Genomic DNA, 14,127 nt, shown 5'->3' with positions numbered 1-14,127 from the left:
CAGCGCTTGAGGAAACGCCGAAAGGGATATCGCCATGCTGACCTTCTATCATTCGCCGCAGTCGCGCTCCTTCTCGATCCTCTGGCTGCTCGAGGAGCTCGGCCAGCCCTATGAGATGAAACTGGTCGACATTCGCGCGAAGGCTGGCCCTCCGGAGAGCTACCGCGCCATCCAGCCGCACAAGAAGGTACCGGCGATCGTCCATGACGACACCGTCGTCACCGAGCGCGCCGCGATCTGCCTCTACCTCACCGAGCGGTTTCCCGAGACCCGGCTCGCTCCCGCCATCGGCGATGCCGACCGCGCCGCCTTCCTGACCGCACTGGTCTACACCGACGCTGTGCTCGACCCGATCATCGCCACCAAGGTGCACAACTTCGCCTATGAGGCGCGCGGCTTCTCCTTCGGCTCGCATGCCGACACCGTCGCCAATCTCGAGAAGCGGCTGACCGCCCACCCCTATGCCGCGGGCGAGCGCTTCACCGCCGCCGACACCCAGCTCGGCAGCGGCATCCATTTCGGCATGAACATCATCGGCGCCCTGCCGCGCCTGCCCGCCTTCGAGGCCTATATGGAGCGGATGCTGGCACGGCCCGCCTTGCAGCAGACCATCGCCAAGGACGACGCATTGCCGGTCTGACCGGCAGCGCCTGCTCAGCCTGAAAAGGCGGCGCGCAGCCTTTCGAGGACCGCGGCCTGCGTCGCCACCGGGGTCTGCGGCACCGACACAGCAATGCCGTCGAAATGCCGGCGGCCAAGGAAGCGGGTGCGGTCGAACACCGCCTCGCCGCGGAACTGCACCCCGCTGAACCAGGCCGCCTGGCAGAAGCGGGTATCTGCGAAAGTCGCGCTCTGCTCGAAGATCGCGTTCTCGAAGCCGGCATTGTCGGCGAAGTCGACCTCGGCGAAATCCGCCGGGCCGCGATAGCGGCAATCGCCCAGCCCCGCCTCCCAGCCGAACCGCGCGCCGCGGAAGCGCACCGGCCCCTCGAAGAACGAGCTGCGGAACCAGACGCTGCCGGAGAACTCGGCCTCGACGAAGCCGAGCGTCCCGGCGCAGGAGAGTTCGCGAAACTCCGCGCTGCGCTTGAAATGCACCCCGCCGAAATCGGCCCCCGCCGCGAACCGCGCGCGCTCGAAGAAGGCATCGCGCCCGAAAGTCGCGTCGCGGAAATCGACAGGCCCGGAGAACCTGGCATCGGTGAACCAGGCATCGCTGCCGAAGGCGGAGCCGGCGAAACGTGCCGCGCCCGGGAAGTGGAAGCCGGCGACGTCGAACTCGCCGTCGAAGGTCTCGTCGACCAGCTCGACACCGGCGAGCAACTGCCAGAGCCGGGCCAGGGCCGGATCGTCGCCCGCCTTGCGACGCAGGCTCGTCATGTTCGCCGCCCAGGCGTTCCAGGCCGCGCCCCCGGATCCAAGGCGGCGCAAGGTCGCCTCGCGCCGCGCCGCGTAGATCGCACGAAGCTCGTCCGAGCCGTGCTGCGGCAGCGCCTCGGCTGAGATGAGCGCGGCCTCATACGGCCACGCCCAGGGGCTGGCCTGCAGGAGCTCGGAGCGAGCACGGGACGCGAGCCGGAGCAGGTCGGCCATGGCGGGTTGAAAATCCAGGTTAAGGAATGATTAACCTTAGAGTAGCGGGGCTCCGGGATCAATCCGCCGCACATTCCCGCCACAATTTCGCGCATCCGCCCCGGATTGCCTTCGGCCGGAGGCCAGGGCGATGACGGCATGGCTGAAGGGAAGCCGCGGTCTTTCCGCGGTCGGCGCAGTACACTTTTAAGGTTACGGGCCGATAAGGTCCCGTAGCGTAAGGCATTCGAAGTATTTTCCGCGCCATTCAGGGCCGCATCAGCCACGCGGAAACTCCAGCGCCGATGAATGCCTACCTGCCTTTGATCCTGTTCACGGTGCTGACCAACGCTGCCGCGCAACTGATGCTGAAGCGCGGCATGACGGGCGTCGGCCATCTCGATGTCGGCGGCGATGGACTGATCGCGACCGTCTTCCGCGTGGTCTTCAACCCTTTCGTCTTCGCGGGCCTGTGCACCTTCGTGGTCAGCATGGCTTCGCATCTGATCGTGCTGTCGAAGGTGCAGATCAGCTACGCCTACCCGTTCCTGAGCCTCGCCTACGTCGTGGTCGCGGTCTACGCCTATTTCGTCTTCCAGGAGGATCTGAGCCCGGCCCGCATCGCCGGCATCGGCTTCATCGTCCTGGGCACAATCTTCATCGCACAAAGCTGAGGAACGCCATGGACCTGATCGCCCGTTTCATTCTGCGCCTCGGCACCTTCCTCGTCCCGCCGGCGGAGCCCACGCTGAAGCCGATCCCGGTTCCCGCACGCACCCGCACCCGCCTGCCCGACGCGCCGCGTTGATGCAGATCCCGCCCTTCGAAACAGCGGCCCACCAGTCATGAAACACATCATCATCGGCGGCGACGGCTTCGTCGGCTCGCATCTGGCGGCCGACCTCGCCGCCATGGGCGAGGAGGTCCTCGTCTGCGACATCCAAAAGAGCGGCCACGCCCATTACGACCGGGTGCCGTTCCAGAAGATCGACGTCACCGACGCGGCCAGCGTCGAGAGCATCGCGCTGACTGCGGACGACCTCGTCTACAACCTCTCGGCCAAGATGCTGTCGCCGATCGTGACTCGCAAGGAACGCCACGATTTCTTCTGGCCGGTGAACTATCACGGCACCGAGAACATCCTGAGATGGATGGAGAAGAACGGCGCGCGCAAACTCGTCCACTTCACCACCGACATGATTTACGGCCATGCCGTGACCGTGCCGCAGGACGAGACCCATCCGGCAAACCCGCTCGGCGAATATGGCGAGAGCAAGCTCGCCACCGAGAAGCTGGCCCAGGGCTATCGCGACAGGGGCTTCCAGATCCCGATCTTCCGGCCGCGCCTGATCATCGGGCCGGGCCGGCTCGGCATCCTGGTCAAGCTCTTCCGTCTGATCGACCTCAACCTGCCGGTGCCGATGATCGGCGCAGGGAGCAACCCCTACCAGTTCATCTCGGTGTTCGACTGCGCCAGCGCCTGCATCGCCGCCTGGAAGGCGGATTTCCCGAACAGCGCCTATAATCTCGGCTCGGATGATCCACCGCCTGTGAAGAAGCTGCTCGGCGACCTGATCAAGCATGCCGGCTCGAAGTCGATCCTGCTGCCGACGCCGGCGCCGCTGGTCAAGCTCGCGCTCGACACGCTGGATGCGGTCAACCTGCCGATCATGGACCCCGAGCAGTACAAGATCGCCAACGAGGTCTGCATCCTCGACACCAGCAAGGCCAAGCGCGAACTCGGCTGGACGCCGAAGCACCGCGACGAGGACATGCTGCTCGCCGCCTACACCGAATACCGCAAGGCCAAGACCGCAGGGACCAAGGCGCAGAGGAGCCTCGCAGCATGAGCATGCCCGCTTACCGGAACGAGGACACCGTGGCCGCCACCGACCCCGCCCGCCCGAAGCTGATCAGCGTCGAAGGTGCTAAGCAGCTCGACGCCCAGCAGGTGAAGGACCTCTTCACCGCCCACATCAACCCGGGCCAGGTGCATTTCCTGAAGCTGCTCGGCTTCGACAAGATCCTCGTCGATCGCGCCGAGGGCATGCACTACATCACCAAGGACGGCCGCAAGATCCTCGACTTCTTCGGCGGTTTCTGCTCGGTCGCCTTCGGCCACAACCATCCGCGCATCATCGCGGCGCGGCAGAAGTTCCAGGACGAGAACCGCCATGAGATCTGCATGGCGTTCATGTCGCAATACGCTTCGGCCCTCGCCCACAACCTCGCCCAGATCGCGCCCGGCGACCTCGACATGGTCTTCCTCGGCTCGACCGGCTCGGAGGCGATGGAGGCGGCGCTGAAGGTCGCCGAGCAGGCGCAGGGGCCCGCCAAGTCGAAGATCCTGCACGCCGCCCACTCCTTCCACGGCAAGACCAAGGGCGTGCTCTCGGTCACCGACTCCACCCTCTACCAGTCGCAGTTCAAGCTGGTCGAAAACCGGGTCAAGGTGCCCTTCGGCGATATCGAAGCGGTGCGCCAGGCTCTGGAGAGCGATCCTGCGATCGGCATCGTCGTGATGGAGACGATCCAGGGCGGCGGCGGCATCGTCGAGGCGCCCGAAGGCTTCTGGCGCGAACTGCGCGCGCTCTGCGACAAGCATGGCGTGCTCTGGGTCGCCGACGAGGTGCAGTGCGGGCTCGGCCGCACCGGCCAGTTCTTCGCCTTCGAGCGCGACGGCGTCGTCCCGGACGTCACCGCCCTCGCCAAGGCGCTCGGCGGCTCCAAGGCGGCGATGGGTGCGATGATCGCCCGCCGCGAGCTCTACATGAAGGCCTATGGCAAGCCGAAGACCGCTTTGATCCACGCCCAGGCCACTTTCGGCGGCATGGGCGAGGCCTGCATCAGCGCGATCGAGGGGCTCAACGTGCTCTATGAGGAAGACCTCATGGGCAACGCCAAGCGCCAGGGCGACTATCTGATCGCAAGGCTGAACCAGCTCCGCGCCAAGCATCCGAGCCTGCTCAAGGAGATCCGCGGCCGCGGGCTGATGATCGGCGTCGAGTTCCAGGACATCAGCGAGACCATGCCCTTCGGGCTGAAGCACATGGTCGCGCTGCTCGACGACAAGCTGAAGGGCTCGCTCTGCGGCTTCATCGGCGCGCTCTTGCTGAAGGATTACGACGTGCTCGTCGCCTTCACCGAGTATAACCGCAACGTCATCCGGCTCGAGCCGCCACTGATCGTCACCCGCGAGCAGTGCGACGAGTTCGTCAACGCGCTCGACGACCTGCTCTCGCGCGGCATCACCCGGATCGTCACCGACTATCTGCGCAAGGTCGCGGTCAGCAAGGGCTGAGCCGCCACCACATCGACCGACTTGCTAAAGGGCCGGCTCACGCCGGCCCTTTTCATTTTGCCCGTGCACCCGTGCCGGTGCTCGCCCGGCGAGGCTTGACAGAAACAAGGAAGGGACCAAATTTAGGTGCATGACCGCTCTGCGCCGCACCGTTTTCCGGATCCACCCGATCGCGGACCTATAGCCCCGGACTCGGCTCAACGCGCCCCGAGTTCAGGGGGGCCGTCGACGCTGTTCGCAGCACGATCCAGCAGGCGCAACCTCCTAGTCTTCCCTCTTCCGAAGCAGCGCCGCGCGCCTGCATGCGTCACCACAGGATACCCGCGTCATCATGACCCAGAAGTCTCCCCGCAAGCCTAAGATCGTCGTCACGGAAAGCGATCTCGAACGCCTGACCGGGCTCGCCACTGCCGCGCTGGAGCGCATACCCGAGGTTGCGGAGGAGCTGCTGGCCGAGATGGACCGCGCCAAGGTCGTCAGCCCCAAGCAGATGCCGGCCGACGTCGTGCGCATGGGCTCGATCGTCGAGTTCGACTCCGACAGCGCCCAGCACCGCCGCGTCCAGCTCGTCTTCCCGGGCGAGGCCGATATCGAGCAGGGCAAGATCTCGATCCTGACGCCGATCGGCACCGCCCTGATTGGGCTTGCTGCCGGCCAGTCGATTGCCTGGACCGCCCGCGACGGCAAGAAGCACACGCTGACGGTGAAGACCGTCGAGCAGCCCTCGCCTTCGCCGGAAAAGGCCTCGGCCTGAGTCCTGGAGCATCGCGAAGCCGATGCTTTAACAAGGAGATAGATCGCCAGCGCGTCCGTTGTGACGCTCGGCGATCTAGCCCGCCGTGACCCGCCGCCAGAAGTCGGAAGAGAAGGCCGGATCGATATGGCGGGAGAAATCCCGCCATTGCGGGAAGGACGCCGCGAAAGTGGCCGGCGACATGCGCGCATCCTTGTACGGGTTGACGCGCCCGCCGGCCGAGATCGCGATGCGGTCGAGCTCGTCGAGCAGCTTCAGCGTGCGCTCGCCACGATGCGGGAAATCGAGCGTCAGGGTCGCTCCCGGGATCGGGAACGACATCATCCCGGGCGATGGCACATCGCCGAACAGTTTCAGCACCGTCAGGAAGGAGCTCTCGCCGGCCGCCAGCGTCCGGCGCAGCATCTCCTCGACGGCCGGGCGCGCATCGGCCATCGGCACGGCGCACTGGAACTGCCGTAGCCCCTTCGGCCCATAGGCGCGGTTCCAGTTGTTCACCCGGTCGAGCGGGTAGAAGAACGGCCGATAGGGAATGCGCCGAGGCTCGGCCGTCTTCGGCTGGGCGGAGAGATAGAGCGCGTTAAAGGCGGTGAGCGTCAGCCGGTTGATCAGCGAGACCGGCGGCGTGAGCGGGAAAGGCAATGCCCTTGCGGCCTTGGCCGGCGGCGCCGACGAGGCCGGGGCGTGATTGGCCCGGAAGAACACGCCGCGCCCGAAATTCCGGCCGCCCGCGAGTGAATCGATCCAGGCGACGGTGTAGTCATGCGTCGCATCCGCTTCCGCCGCGATCTCGAAGAAGCGCTCCAGCCCTTCGAAGCGGACCGCCTCCTGCAGCATCTCGCCGGATTCGATCTTCATCAGTTGCACCGTCACCTGCGTGACGAGGCCGGTCAGCCCCATCCCGCCGATGGTCGCGGCGAAGAGCGCGGCATTCTCGGCCGGCGAACAGGTCAGGCGCGTCCCGTCCGAGCGGGCGAGTTCGAAGGCAAGGACATGGCGCCCGAATGTGCCGGCGCGGTGGTGGTTCTTGCCATGGACGTCATTGGCGAGCGCCCCGCCTATGGTGACGAAGCAGGTGCCCGGCGTCACCGGCGGGAACCAGCCGAGCGGAACGGCGCGCGTCAGCACCTCGTCGAGCAGGACGCCGGCCTCGCAGACCATCACGCCGCTCGTCGCGTCGAAGGAGAGGATGCGCCCGAGCCGGCGCGCCGCGATCAGCCCGCCGCCATCGTTCAGGCAGGAATCGCCATAGGAGCGGCCATTGCCATAGGCGAGCACCGGCGCGCCTTGCATAGCCGGAGCGGCGAGCCAGTCGGCCGGCTCGAGCAGGACGCTGCCCTGCGATCTCAGCCCTCCCCAGGAACGCACGTCGGCCACCCGCCCATTCACGGCAGGACCGAGGCGGCGACCATGATGACGACGACGACGGCACCCATCAGCTGGCTGCGCCAGTCGCGGATCATGAACACCAGCGGATCGTCCGGCATCTGGCCGCGGCGCGCCAGGAACCAGATCCGCGCCATCTGGTAGAGCACGATCGGGCAGACCAGCCAGATCAGCTGCGGGTAGCGGTAGAGCTCCTTCACCGCGGCGCTGTCGACATAGAGCGCCATGATCAGCGCGCAGGTGCAGCCCGAGGCCATGCCGAGCTGCGAGAGCGCCTCGATATCCTCGGCATGATAGCCGCGCCCGGCCTTCTTCAGGCCGGACTGGTCCTGGGTGATGCGCAGCTCGGCATAGCGCTTCACCAGAGCGAGGCTGAGGAACAGGAACATCGAGAAGGCGAGCAGCCAGGACGAGAGCGGGATGTCCGCCGCGGCATTGCCGGCGAGGATGCGCAGCGTGTGCAGCGCGGCGAGGCCGAGCACGTCGACCAGCAGCTTGCGCTTGAGGAAGAACAGATAGGCCAGCGCCAGGACGAGATAGGCGCCGAGCGCCGCCAGATAGAGGTCCGAGCGCGGCAGGAACCAGGCGAGCCCGAAGGCGACGATCATCAGGCCGGGCACCATCGCATAGGCCTGCGCCTTGGTGATCTCGCCGGCGGCCAGCGGTCGCTTGCACTTGGTCGGATGGCGCCGGTCGGCCTCGACGTCGACGATGTCGTTCAGAAGATAGATCGACGAGGCCAGCAGCGAGAAGGAGAGGAAGGCGATCGCGCCATAGGCGATGGCGTGGGGGTCGAAGACGTCGTGATTGAGCAGGATCGGAACGAAGACGAGACCGTTCTTGAGCCAGTGATGCGGTCGCATCGCCCGGATGATCGCCGGAATCGCCATGGCTCTGTTTTTCCCCGTCGTTTTCGCGGCATTCCGCGCCTCCGACGGTCCAACAGCGTCAGTACCCACCGAAATCACGCCTCCATTGGCGTGCATTGATGGCGGGAGAATCCTAATTCCGCGTAGTGACCAACCGTCAGCGGCCAAACTTCCGCCGCCATACTTAACGGTTTGGCTGGAGACGGTGGTGAACGGACGGCTCAGCGCCCGGGTTCGACCCGCATGATGCCGGCCTTCGGCTCCGCCCAGCGCAGCTCGCCCTGCCGCAGCATCGCATTCACATGGGCGAAGACCTCGCTGAAGGCGAAGCTGAGCTGGTGCGGATCGAGCGGACGGGTGAACATCACCGGCACGAGGTCGGCGACCGAATGCGGCCCCCTGGCGACTGCCTCGGCGATCAGCCGGCAGCGCTCTCCGTGATGCTCGACGAGTTCGGCGCAGCGCGCCTGCAGGCCGCGGAACGGCAATTGATGCCCCGGCAGGACCAGCGTGTCCGGCGGGATCGCCGCGGCGATGCTGCGCAGCGAGCGCAGATAGAGCCCGAGCGGATCGCCCTCCGGGTCGACCGCCCAGACGCTGATGTTCGGCGTGATCTTGGCCAGAATCTGGTCGGCGGCGAGGAAGATGCCGGCCTCGGCGCAATGGAACATCAGCTGCTCCGGCGCATGGCCGTCGCCCGCGAGCACCGAAAAGTCGCGCCCGCCGATCTTCAGCACGTCGCCGGCGACGACCCGGGTGAATGTCGGCGGCAACGGCGTCACCATGCGCAGATAGCCATGGCCGAGGGTCGAGACGACTTCGGTGACCTCCGCCGACAGGCCATGGCGCTGATAGAAATCGCGATAGACCGGCGCCTCGGAGGCGCCCGGGCTGAGCGAGATGTTGAGGCAGCCGAGATAGCTGGTCTGGCTGGTCAGGAGCGGGGTACCGAACTGCTCGTGGAGCCAGCCGGCGAGGCCGATATGGTCGGGATGGTAATGCGTCACGAAGAGCCGCGTCAGGCGCCTCCCGGCAAGCGGGCCGGAGGTCAAAGCCAGCCAGGCCGCCTTGGTCGCCGCATCGCCGATGCCGGTGTCGATCACCGCCCAGCCGTCGCCGTCCTCGATCAGGTAGATGTTGACGTGGTCGAGCCGGAAAGGCAGCGCGATACGGGCCCAGAGCACGCCGGGCGCGACCTCGATCACCTGCCCCGGAGCCGGCGGTTCGGGAAAGGGAAAGCTCAGGCCGTGGCTGTCGATCGCGTTCAAAATGGTCACCCCTGAACAATCTCCGCACTGGCTCATAGCAGCGGTCGCAGGCCGCGGGAATGCCGGCAAACACGATGGCGGCCATCGCGCCTGGTTATGAAGGCGAGTGCGGGGACCAAAGGGACCGACGCACAGTGCTTGTTAAGGCTCCCGCCCCATCATCGGAACGGCATGAGCGATTTCGACACCCTGCAGCGCGACTGGCTCGCCCATCTCGGGCATGAGCGCCGGCTTTCGCCGAAAACGCTCGAAGCCTATGGCCGCGATCTCAACCAGTTCCGCGCCTTCCTGACCGAGCATCTCGGCGCATCGCCCAATCTCAAGGCCGTCGCGGCACTGAAGCCCGCCGACCTGCGCGCCTTTCTCGGCCAGCGGCGCCGTGACGGCGTCGGTAACCGCACCTTGATGCGCCAGCTCGCGGCCTTGCGCTCGCTCGCGCGCTTCGGCGAGCGAGACGGCCGGCTCACCGCCGCCGCCTTCGCCGCGACCCGCGGCCCGCGCCTCGGCAAGGGCCTGCCGCGCCCGCTCGATGCAGGGGCGGCCGCCGCCGTGACCAAGGCGGATTCCCGCGCCGGCGAGGATCGGCCCGATTGGGTGCTGGCGCGCGACGCCGCCGTGCTCTCGCTGCTTTATGGCAGCGGCCTGCGCATTTCCGAGGCGCTCGGCCTGAAGCGTGCCCAGGCACCGACGAGCACCGGCGACGCGCTGACCGTGCTCGGCAAGGGCGGCAAGACCAGGATGGTGCCGGTGCTGCCGATCGTGATCGAGGCGATCGCCGCCTATCTCGCGCAATGCCCCTGGCGGCTGGAGCCGGACGGGCCGCTCTTCGTCGGCGTCAAGGGCGGGCCGCTCTCCCCGCGCATCATCCAGCTCGCGGTCGAGGGCCTGCGCGGCTCGCTCGGACTGCCCGGCAGCGCGACCCCGCATGCACTGCGCCACTCCTTCGCCACGCATCTGCTCGGCCGCGGCGGCGATCTGCGCGCCATCCAGGAACTGCTCGGCCACGCCTCGCTGTCGACGACGCAGGTCTATACCCGGATCGATTCCAGCCGGCTGCTCGCCGCCTATGACGCGGCCCATCCCCGCGCCCGTTGATAACGCCTGACCCTGCGGAAATCCCGCTTGCTTCCGGCCCGCAACCGGATGATCTGCGCTGCGCGATCCCGAGGGAATCAGGTCCATGTCTGCAGCAGCACAAGACGTCACCGAAGAAGGCGCGACCGGAAGCAAGGTCAACAAGCGCATCGCCCTGCTGATCGCCATTCTCGCGCTGATGCTGGCCTTCGCCGAGATCGGCGGCAAGAACGCCGAGCAGGACGCGCTCGCCCGTAACATCGAGGCCTCGAACCTCTGGTCCTTCTTCCAGGCCAAGACCATTCGCGGCACCACCTTGCGTACCGCCGCCGAGGCAATGGAGGTCGAGCTCGCCGGCGCGACCGATCCAGCTTCCCGCGAGCGGCTGCAGAAGCGGATCGATGGCTGGAAGGCGACCATCGCCCGCTATGAAACCGAGCCCGAGACCCAGGAAGGCCGCAAGGAGCTGATCGCCCGCGCCAAGGCGGCGGAAGCCCGGCGCGACATCTCCAGCGCACGCGACGACAAATACGACATCGTCTCCGGCCTGCTGCAGATCGCCATCGTGATCGCCTCGGCCGCGATCATCACCGGCGTCACCATGCTGGCCTGGACCGGCGGCGGCCTCGGCCTGCTCGGCCTCGCACTGATGGTGCTGGCCGAACTCGCACCGACCGCGCTGTTCTGACGGCCTTCCCCGTCTCTCGAGTTTCCCCGGCCTCATCCTGAGGAGCAGCCAAGGGCTGCATCTCGAAGGATGGTCCAGGAGGTTGGGGAGACAGCTGGAGCATCCTTCGAGACGCGCTCCTGCGGAGCGCTCCTCAGGATAAGGGCGGTGGGGTTGCCGGCCGGGCGCGCTGCCGCTCAGTAATGGATCGCGCCCTTCGCGCCGCCACCCGCGGCGATGGCGTCGCCATTGATGGCGACGCTGCGCGGCGAGGCCAGGAAAGCGACGAGGTCGGCGATCTCCGCCGCATCAACCAGGCGGCCGATCGAGACATTGGCGACGGCGCGGCGCTCCATCTCGGCCGGGTCGACGCCGGCATCCGCCGCCCGCGCCGCGAACATGCCCGCCGTCTTCTCGGTGCGCGTCACGCCAGGATGCACCACGGTGACGTTGATCCCCTTTGGCCCGAGTTCGTCGGCGAGGTTCTTGGTCAGCGCCGCGACGGCGACATTGCGGATCGAGCCGATGGCCGAGCCGGCCATCCGCGCATTGAGCCCGCTGATGTTGATGATCCTGCCCCAGCCATTGGCCGCCATGATCGGCGCCGCCTCGCGGGCCGTGCGCAGATAGCCCATCACCTTGACGTTGACGTCGTCCAGAACAGCGCGTCGGTGATCTCGGCGAGCTTGGGCGGTGCCGCCTGGCTCGCCGGCCGCGCCGCGGCATTGACCAGGATGTCGAGCCCGCCGAGCGCGGCGACCGTGCCGGCGACGAGCGCCTTCACCGAGGCATCGAGCTGCGTGTCGACGGTGAGCCCGACGACCTTGCGTCCACTCTCCCGTGCCAGCTCGGCCGCGGCGGCGTCGAGCTCCGCCTGGTTGCGCGCTGCGATGACGACGTCGACACCCTCCAGCGCCAGTTGCCGCGCAATCGCACGGCCGATCCCCTTGCTGCCCCCGGTGACGAGAGCACGCTTGCCGCTGAGCTTCAGATCCATGGTGACGTTCCCCAGAAGGCGGTCCGCAGCGCCGCGCCGGCATCGCCGCCGCCCCTGCGTTTTCCATCGCATCGTGCTGGACCGCCGCGATGCGGTCCAGCGCCTGCGACGCGCCTCCGCCCTGCATGTCGGACGCGGACGCTTGACCAATTCATATCTCGATGGTTATGAATAAACTCATAGCCAACGAGTTATTGATCATGACGCCGGTTGCTCACGACATGCTGTTCAGGACGCTCGCCGACCCGACCCGGCGGGCGATCTTCGAACGCCTGTGCCGCGACGGCGAGCAGACCGTCGGCGCCCTGACGGTACAGGCCGGGATTTCGCAACCGGCCGTCTCCAAGCATCTCGGCGTGCTGAAGCAGGCCGGGCTGGTGCGCGACCGCCATCAGGGCCGCCAGACCCATTACAGCCCCCAGCTCGGGGCCCTCGCCCCGCTGATCGACTGGGCCAGCCAGATGGCCGGCTTCTGGGAGGCACGCTTCGACGACCTGGAAAACTTGCTCGACAGGATGGACCAATGAGCACCACCGCCCCGCAGACGCGCTCGGTGATCGTCGAGCGCGAGATCGCCCATCCGCCGGAAAAACTCTGGCGCGCCCTGACGCAGCCGCACCTGATCGCGGAATGGCTGATGCGGAACGATTTCGTGCCGAGCCTCGGCCACCGCTTCAAGCTGCATGGCGACTGGGGTGGCGTGCTCGACTGCGAAGTGCTCGCCATCGAGCCCAATCGCACGCTGTCCTACACCTGGGATCTCGCCCATGAGGACGCGGCCTTCAGCCTGAAGAGCGTGGTGACCTTCACCCTCGCCCCGACGCCGAGCGGCACGCTGCTGCGCATGGAACAGGTCGGCTTCCGGCCGGACCAGAAGCTGGCCTATGGCGGCGCGAAGAGCGGCTGGCCGCGCTTCTTCGACAAGCTCGAATCGCTGCTCGCACAGGCCGAATAGCCGTGTCGCCCCACCCTCGTTTCAAGAAGGAGGCCTCCTTGTCCTTGAATGGCGTCATTCGGCAGGGCCATCGCTGGCTGTCGATCATCTTCACGGCGACCGTCATCGCCAATTTCGCCGCGATGGCGGTGGGCGAGCCGCCGGCCTGGATCGTCTATTCCCCGCTGCTGCCGCTTTTCCTGCTGATGTTCTCCGGGCTCTACATGTTCGTGCTGCCCTATGTCTCCGGCCGGGGTAGCGGGCGACGGATCGGCAGCTAGGAGCGGGACCATGGCCGAAAAGCCCAAACCAGCGCCGAAAGCGGCAAAGAAGGCAGCACCGAAACCGAAGGCCGACGCGAGCGGGCGGCCAGTGCTGCTTTCGGGCGGCAATCCGCAGATCGCCAAGGGCTATGGCGAGGCGCCGATCCAGGCCTATATCGCCGCCATGCCAGGCTGGAAAAGCGCCCTCGGCGCCCGGATCGACGCGCTGATCAGTGCCGCCGTCCCCGGCGTCAGGAAGGCGGTGAAATGGAACTCGCCGCTCTACGGGCTCGAGGACGACTACTGGTTCCTCGGCCTGCACTGCTTCACGCACTATGTGAAAGTCTCCTTCTTTCGCGGGGCGGCGCTCGACCCCGTCCCGCCCGGCCCCTCCAAGCAGAAGGAGGTACGCTATCTCGACATCCACGAGAACGACGGGCTCGACGAGGCCCAGTTCACCGCCTGGGTGAAGCAGGCTGCCGGCTTGCCGGGCGAGAAGATGTGAGCGGTCGGCGGAGCTGCATCCGAACCAGCGCGAGGACAATCGCATGACGACGGACAACGACCAGGCTCGCGAAGCCTCGGCTTCCGCGTTGATCGATGCCCGGATCGCAGAGCTGACCGACTGGCGAGGTGCCGCACTCGCAAAAGTCCGCGCCATCATCCGGCAGGCCGACCCCGACGTTGTCGAGACCTGGAAATGGCGCGGCGTCCCGGTCTGGGAGCATGCCGGCATCCTCTGCACCGGCGAGACCTACAGGAGCGCGGTGAAACTGACCTTCGCCAAGGGCGCTTCGTTGCCCGATCCCGCCGGCCTGTTCAATGCGAGCCTCGACGGCAACACCCGCCGCGCCATCGACATTCATGAGAGCGATGCGATCGACGAGGCGGCGCTGACAGCGCTGGTCCGCGCTGCCATTGCGCTGAATACGGCGGGGAAGAAGAAGGTTTGAGAAGCCCGCCGCTCTCTTCTACCCTTGCGGGAGAAGGTGGCCCGAAGGGCCGGATGAGGGGGCACGCAACCTTTCCGCGTCATGGTCGG

19 protein-coding genes are annotated in these 14,127 nt (G+C 66.9%); 13 read left to right on the top strand and 6 right to left on the bottom strand.

Annotated features, from left to right (window positions below; all coding sequences use genetic code 11):
- The first annotated feature begins 34 nt into the window (after positions 1-34).
- The gene (locus tag DK26_RS23460) at positions 35-640 is read left to right on the top strand and encodes a glutathione S-transferase family protein (RefSeq protein WP_066477861.1); all 606 of its coding nucleotides are present in this window, start codon (positions 35-37) and stop codon (positions 638-640) included.
- A gap of 14 nt (positions 641-654) precedes the next feature.
- On the opposite strand, the gene DK26_RS23455 is transcribed toward DK26_RS23460, so the two are convergent.
- A complete protein-coding gene (locus DK26_RS23455; protein WP_066477858.1) occupies positions 655-1,593 on the bottom strand; it encodes a pentapeptide repeat-containing protein in 939 nt (312 codons plus the stop codon).
- A gap of 284 nt (positions 1,594-1,877) precedes the next feature.
- Here DK26_RS23455 and DK26_RS23450 point away from each other — a divergent pair, with 284 nt between their 5' ends.
- The 5 genes from DK26_RS23450 to rnk all read left to right on the top strand — a co-directional run bounded on the left by DK26_RS23450 (position 1,878) and on the right by rnk (position 5,627).
- Positions 1,878-2,246 carry a transporter gene (locus DK26_RS23450; RefSeq protein ID WP_066477856.1) on the top strand — a complete coding sequence of 123 codons (369 nt, stop codon included), beginning with the start codon at positions 1,878-1,880 and terminating at the stop codon, positions 2,244-2,246.
- A gap of 8 nt (positions 2,247-2,254) precedes the next feature.
- Positions 2,255-2,380: a hypothetical protein gene (locus DK26_RS29940; RefSeq protein ID WP_282568052.1), complete on the top strand. Its 126-nt coding sequence runs from the start codon at positions 2,255-2,257 to the stop codon at positions 2,378-2,380.
- Between the two features lie 37 nt (positions 2,381-2,417).
- Positions 2,418-3,422 carry an NAD(P)-dependent oxidoreductase gene (locus tag DK26_RS23445; RefSeq protein WP_066477854.1) on the top strand — a complete coding sequence of 335 codons (1,005 nt, stop codon included), beginning with the start codon at positions 2,418-2,420 and terminating at the stop codon, positions 3,420-3,422.
- The gene (locus DK26_RS23440) at positions 3,419-4,873 is read left to right on the top strand and encodes an aspartate aminotransferase family protein (protein ID WP_066477853.1); all 1,455 of its coding nucleotides are present in this window, start codon (positions 3,419-3,421) and stop codon (positions 4,871-4,873) included. Before DK26_RS23445 ends, DK26_RS23440 begins: the two co-directional genes overlap by 4 nt.
- 331 nt (positions 4,874-5,204) lie before the next feature.
- Complete coding sequence (gene rnk / locus DK26_RS23435; protein ID WP_066477852.1) at positions 5,205-5,627, top strand: nucleoside diphosphate kinase regulator; 423 nt, start codon at positions 5,205-5,207, stop codon at positions 5,625-5,627.
- Between the two features lie 75 nt (positions 5,628-5,702).
- On the opposite strand, the gene DK26_RS23430 is transcribed toward rnk, so the two are convergent.
- The 3 genes from DK26_RS23430 to DK26_RS23420 form a co-directional block, all read right to left on the bottom strand.
- Positions 5,703-6,995: an FAD-binding oxidoreductase gene (locus DK26_RS23430; protein WP_157089814.1), complete on the bottom strand. Its 1,293-nt coding sequence runs from the start codon at positions 6,993-6,995 to the stop codon at positions 5,703-5,705.
- Positions 6,996-7,012: 17 nt separating this feature from the next.
- Complete coding sequence (locus DK26_RS23425; protein WP_083533533.1) at positions 7,013-7,999, bottom strand: UbiA family prenyltransferase; 987 nt, start codon at positions 7,997-7,999, stop codon at positions 7,013-7,015.
- Between the two features lie 104 nt (positions 8,000-8,103).
- A complete protein-coding gene (locus DK26_RS23420; protein ID WP_248310088.1) occupies positions 8,104-9,159 on the bottom strand; it encodes an MBL fold metallo-hydrolase in 1,056 nt (351 codons plus the stop codon).
- A gap of 162 nt (positions 9,160-9,321) precedes the next feature.
- Here DK26_RS23420 and DK26_RS23415 point away from each other — a divergent pair, with 162 nt between their 5' ends.
- Complete coding sequence (locus DK26_RS23415) at positions 9,322-10,245, top strand: tyrosine recombinase XerC (RefSeq protein WP_066477840.1); 924 nt, start codon at positions 9,322-9,324, stop codon at positions 10,243-10,245.
- Between the two features lie 85 nt (positions 10,246-10,330).
- A complete protein-coding gene (locus DK26_RS23410) occupies positions 10,331-10,912 on the top strand; it encodes a DUF4337 family protein (protein ID WP_066477837.1) in 582 nt (193 codons plus the stop codon).
- A 176-nt stretch (positions 10,913-11,088) separates the two neighbouring features.
- On the opposite strand, the gene DK26_RS29935 is transcribed toward DK26_RS23410, so the two are convergent.
- The gene (locus DK26_RS29935) at positions 11,089-11,526 is read right to left on the bottom strand and encodes an SDR family oxidoreductase (protein ID WP_282568053.1); all 438 of its coding nucleotides are present in this window, start codon (positions 11,524-11,526) and stop codon (positions 11,089-11,091) included.
- Complete coding sequence (locus DK26_RS29930) at positions 11,526-11,888, bottom strand: SDR family NAD(P)-dependent oxidoreductase (RefSeq protein ID WP_282568051.1); 363 nt, start codon at positions 11,886-11,888, stop codon at positions 11,526-11,528. Before DK26_RS29930 ends, DK26_RS29935 begins: the two co-directional genes overlap by 1 nt.
- Positions 11,889-12,088: 200 nt before the next feature.
- Here DK26_RS29930 and DK26_RS23400 point away from each other — a divergent pair, with 200 nt between their 5' ends.
- From DK26_RS23400 to DK26_RS23380, 5 genes are read left to right on the top strand one after another with little or no spacing between them, the layout of a single operon-like run.
- On the top strand, positions 12,089-12,415 hold the full coding sequence (locus tag DK26_RS23400; protein WP_066477835.1) for a metalloregulator ArsR/SmtB family transcription factor: 327 nt from the start codon (positions 12,089-12,091) through the stop codon (positions 12,413-12,415).
- Positions 12,412-12,843, top strand: a complete 432-nt coding sequence (locus DK26_RS23395) for an SRPBCC domain-containing protein (RefSeq protein ID WP_066477832.1) — start codon at positions 12,412-12,414, stop codon at positions 12,841-12,843. Before DK26_RS23400 ends, DK26_RS23395 begins: the two co-directional genes overlap by 4 nt.
- Before the next feature lie 44 nt (positions 12,844-12,887).
- Entirely contained in the window at positions 12,888-13,103 is a 216-nt protein-coding gene (locus DK26_RS23390) for a hypothetical protein (RefSeq protein WP_066478221.1), read from the top strand.
- A 10-nt stretch (positions 13,104-13,113) separates the two neighbouring features.
- Positions 13,114-13,590: a DUF1801 domain-containing protein gene (locus DK26_RS23385; protein ID WP_066477830.1), complete on the top strand. Its 477-nt coding sequence runs from the start codon at positions 13,114-13,116 to the stop codon at positions 13,588-13,590.
- Between the two features lie 43 nt (positions 13,591-13,633).
- Positions 13,634-14,038 (top strand): DUF1801 domain-containing protein, encoded by a 405-nt coding sequence (locus DK26_RS23380; protein ID WP_066477824.1) that lies wholly within the window; start codon positions 13,634-13,636, stop codon positions 14,036-14,038.
- Positions 14,039-14,127 lie beyond the last annotated feature (89 nt).

This window comes from Allobosea sp. WAO (assembly GCF_001509835.1).
GTDB lineage: Bacteria > Pseudomonadota > Alphaproteobacteria > Rhizobiales > Beijerinckiaceae > Allobosea.
This window is presented reverse-complemented; position numbering and strand designations above follow the sequence as displayed.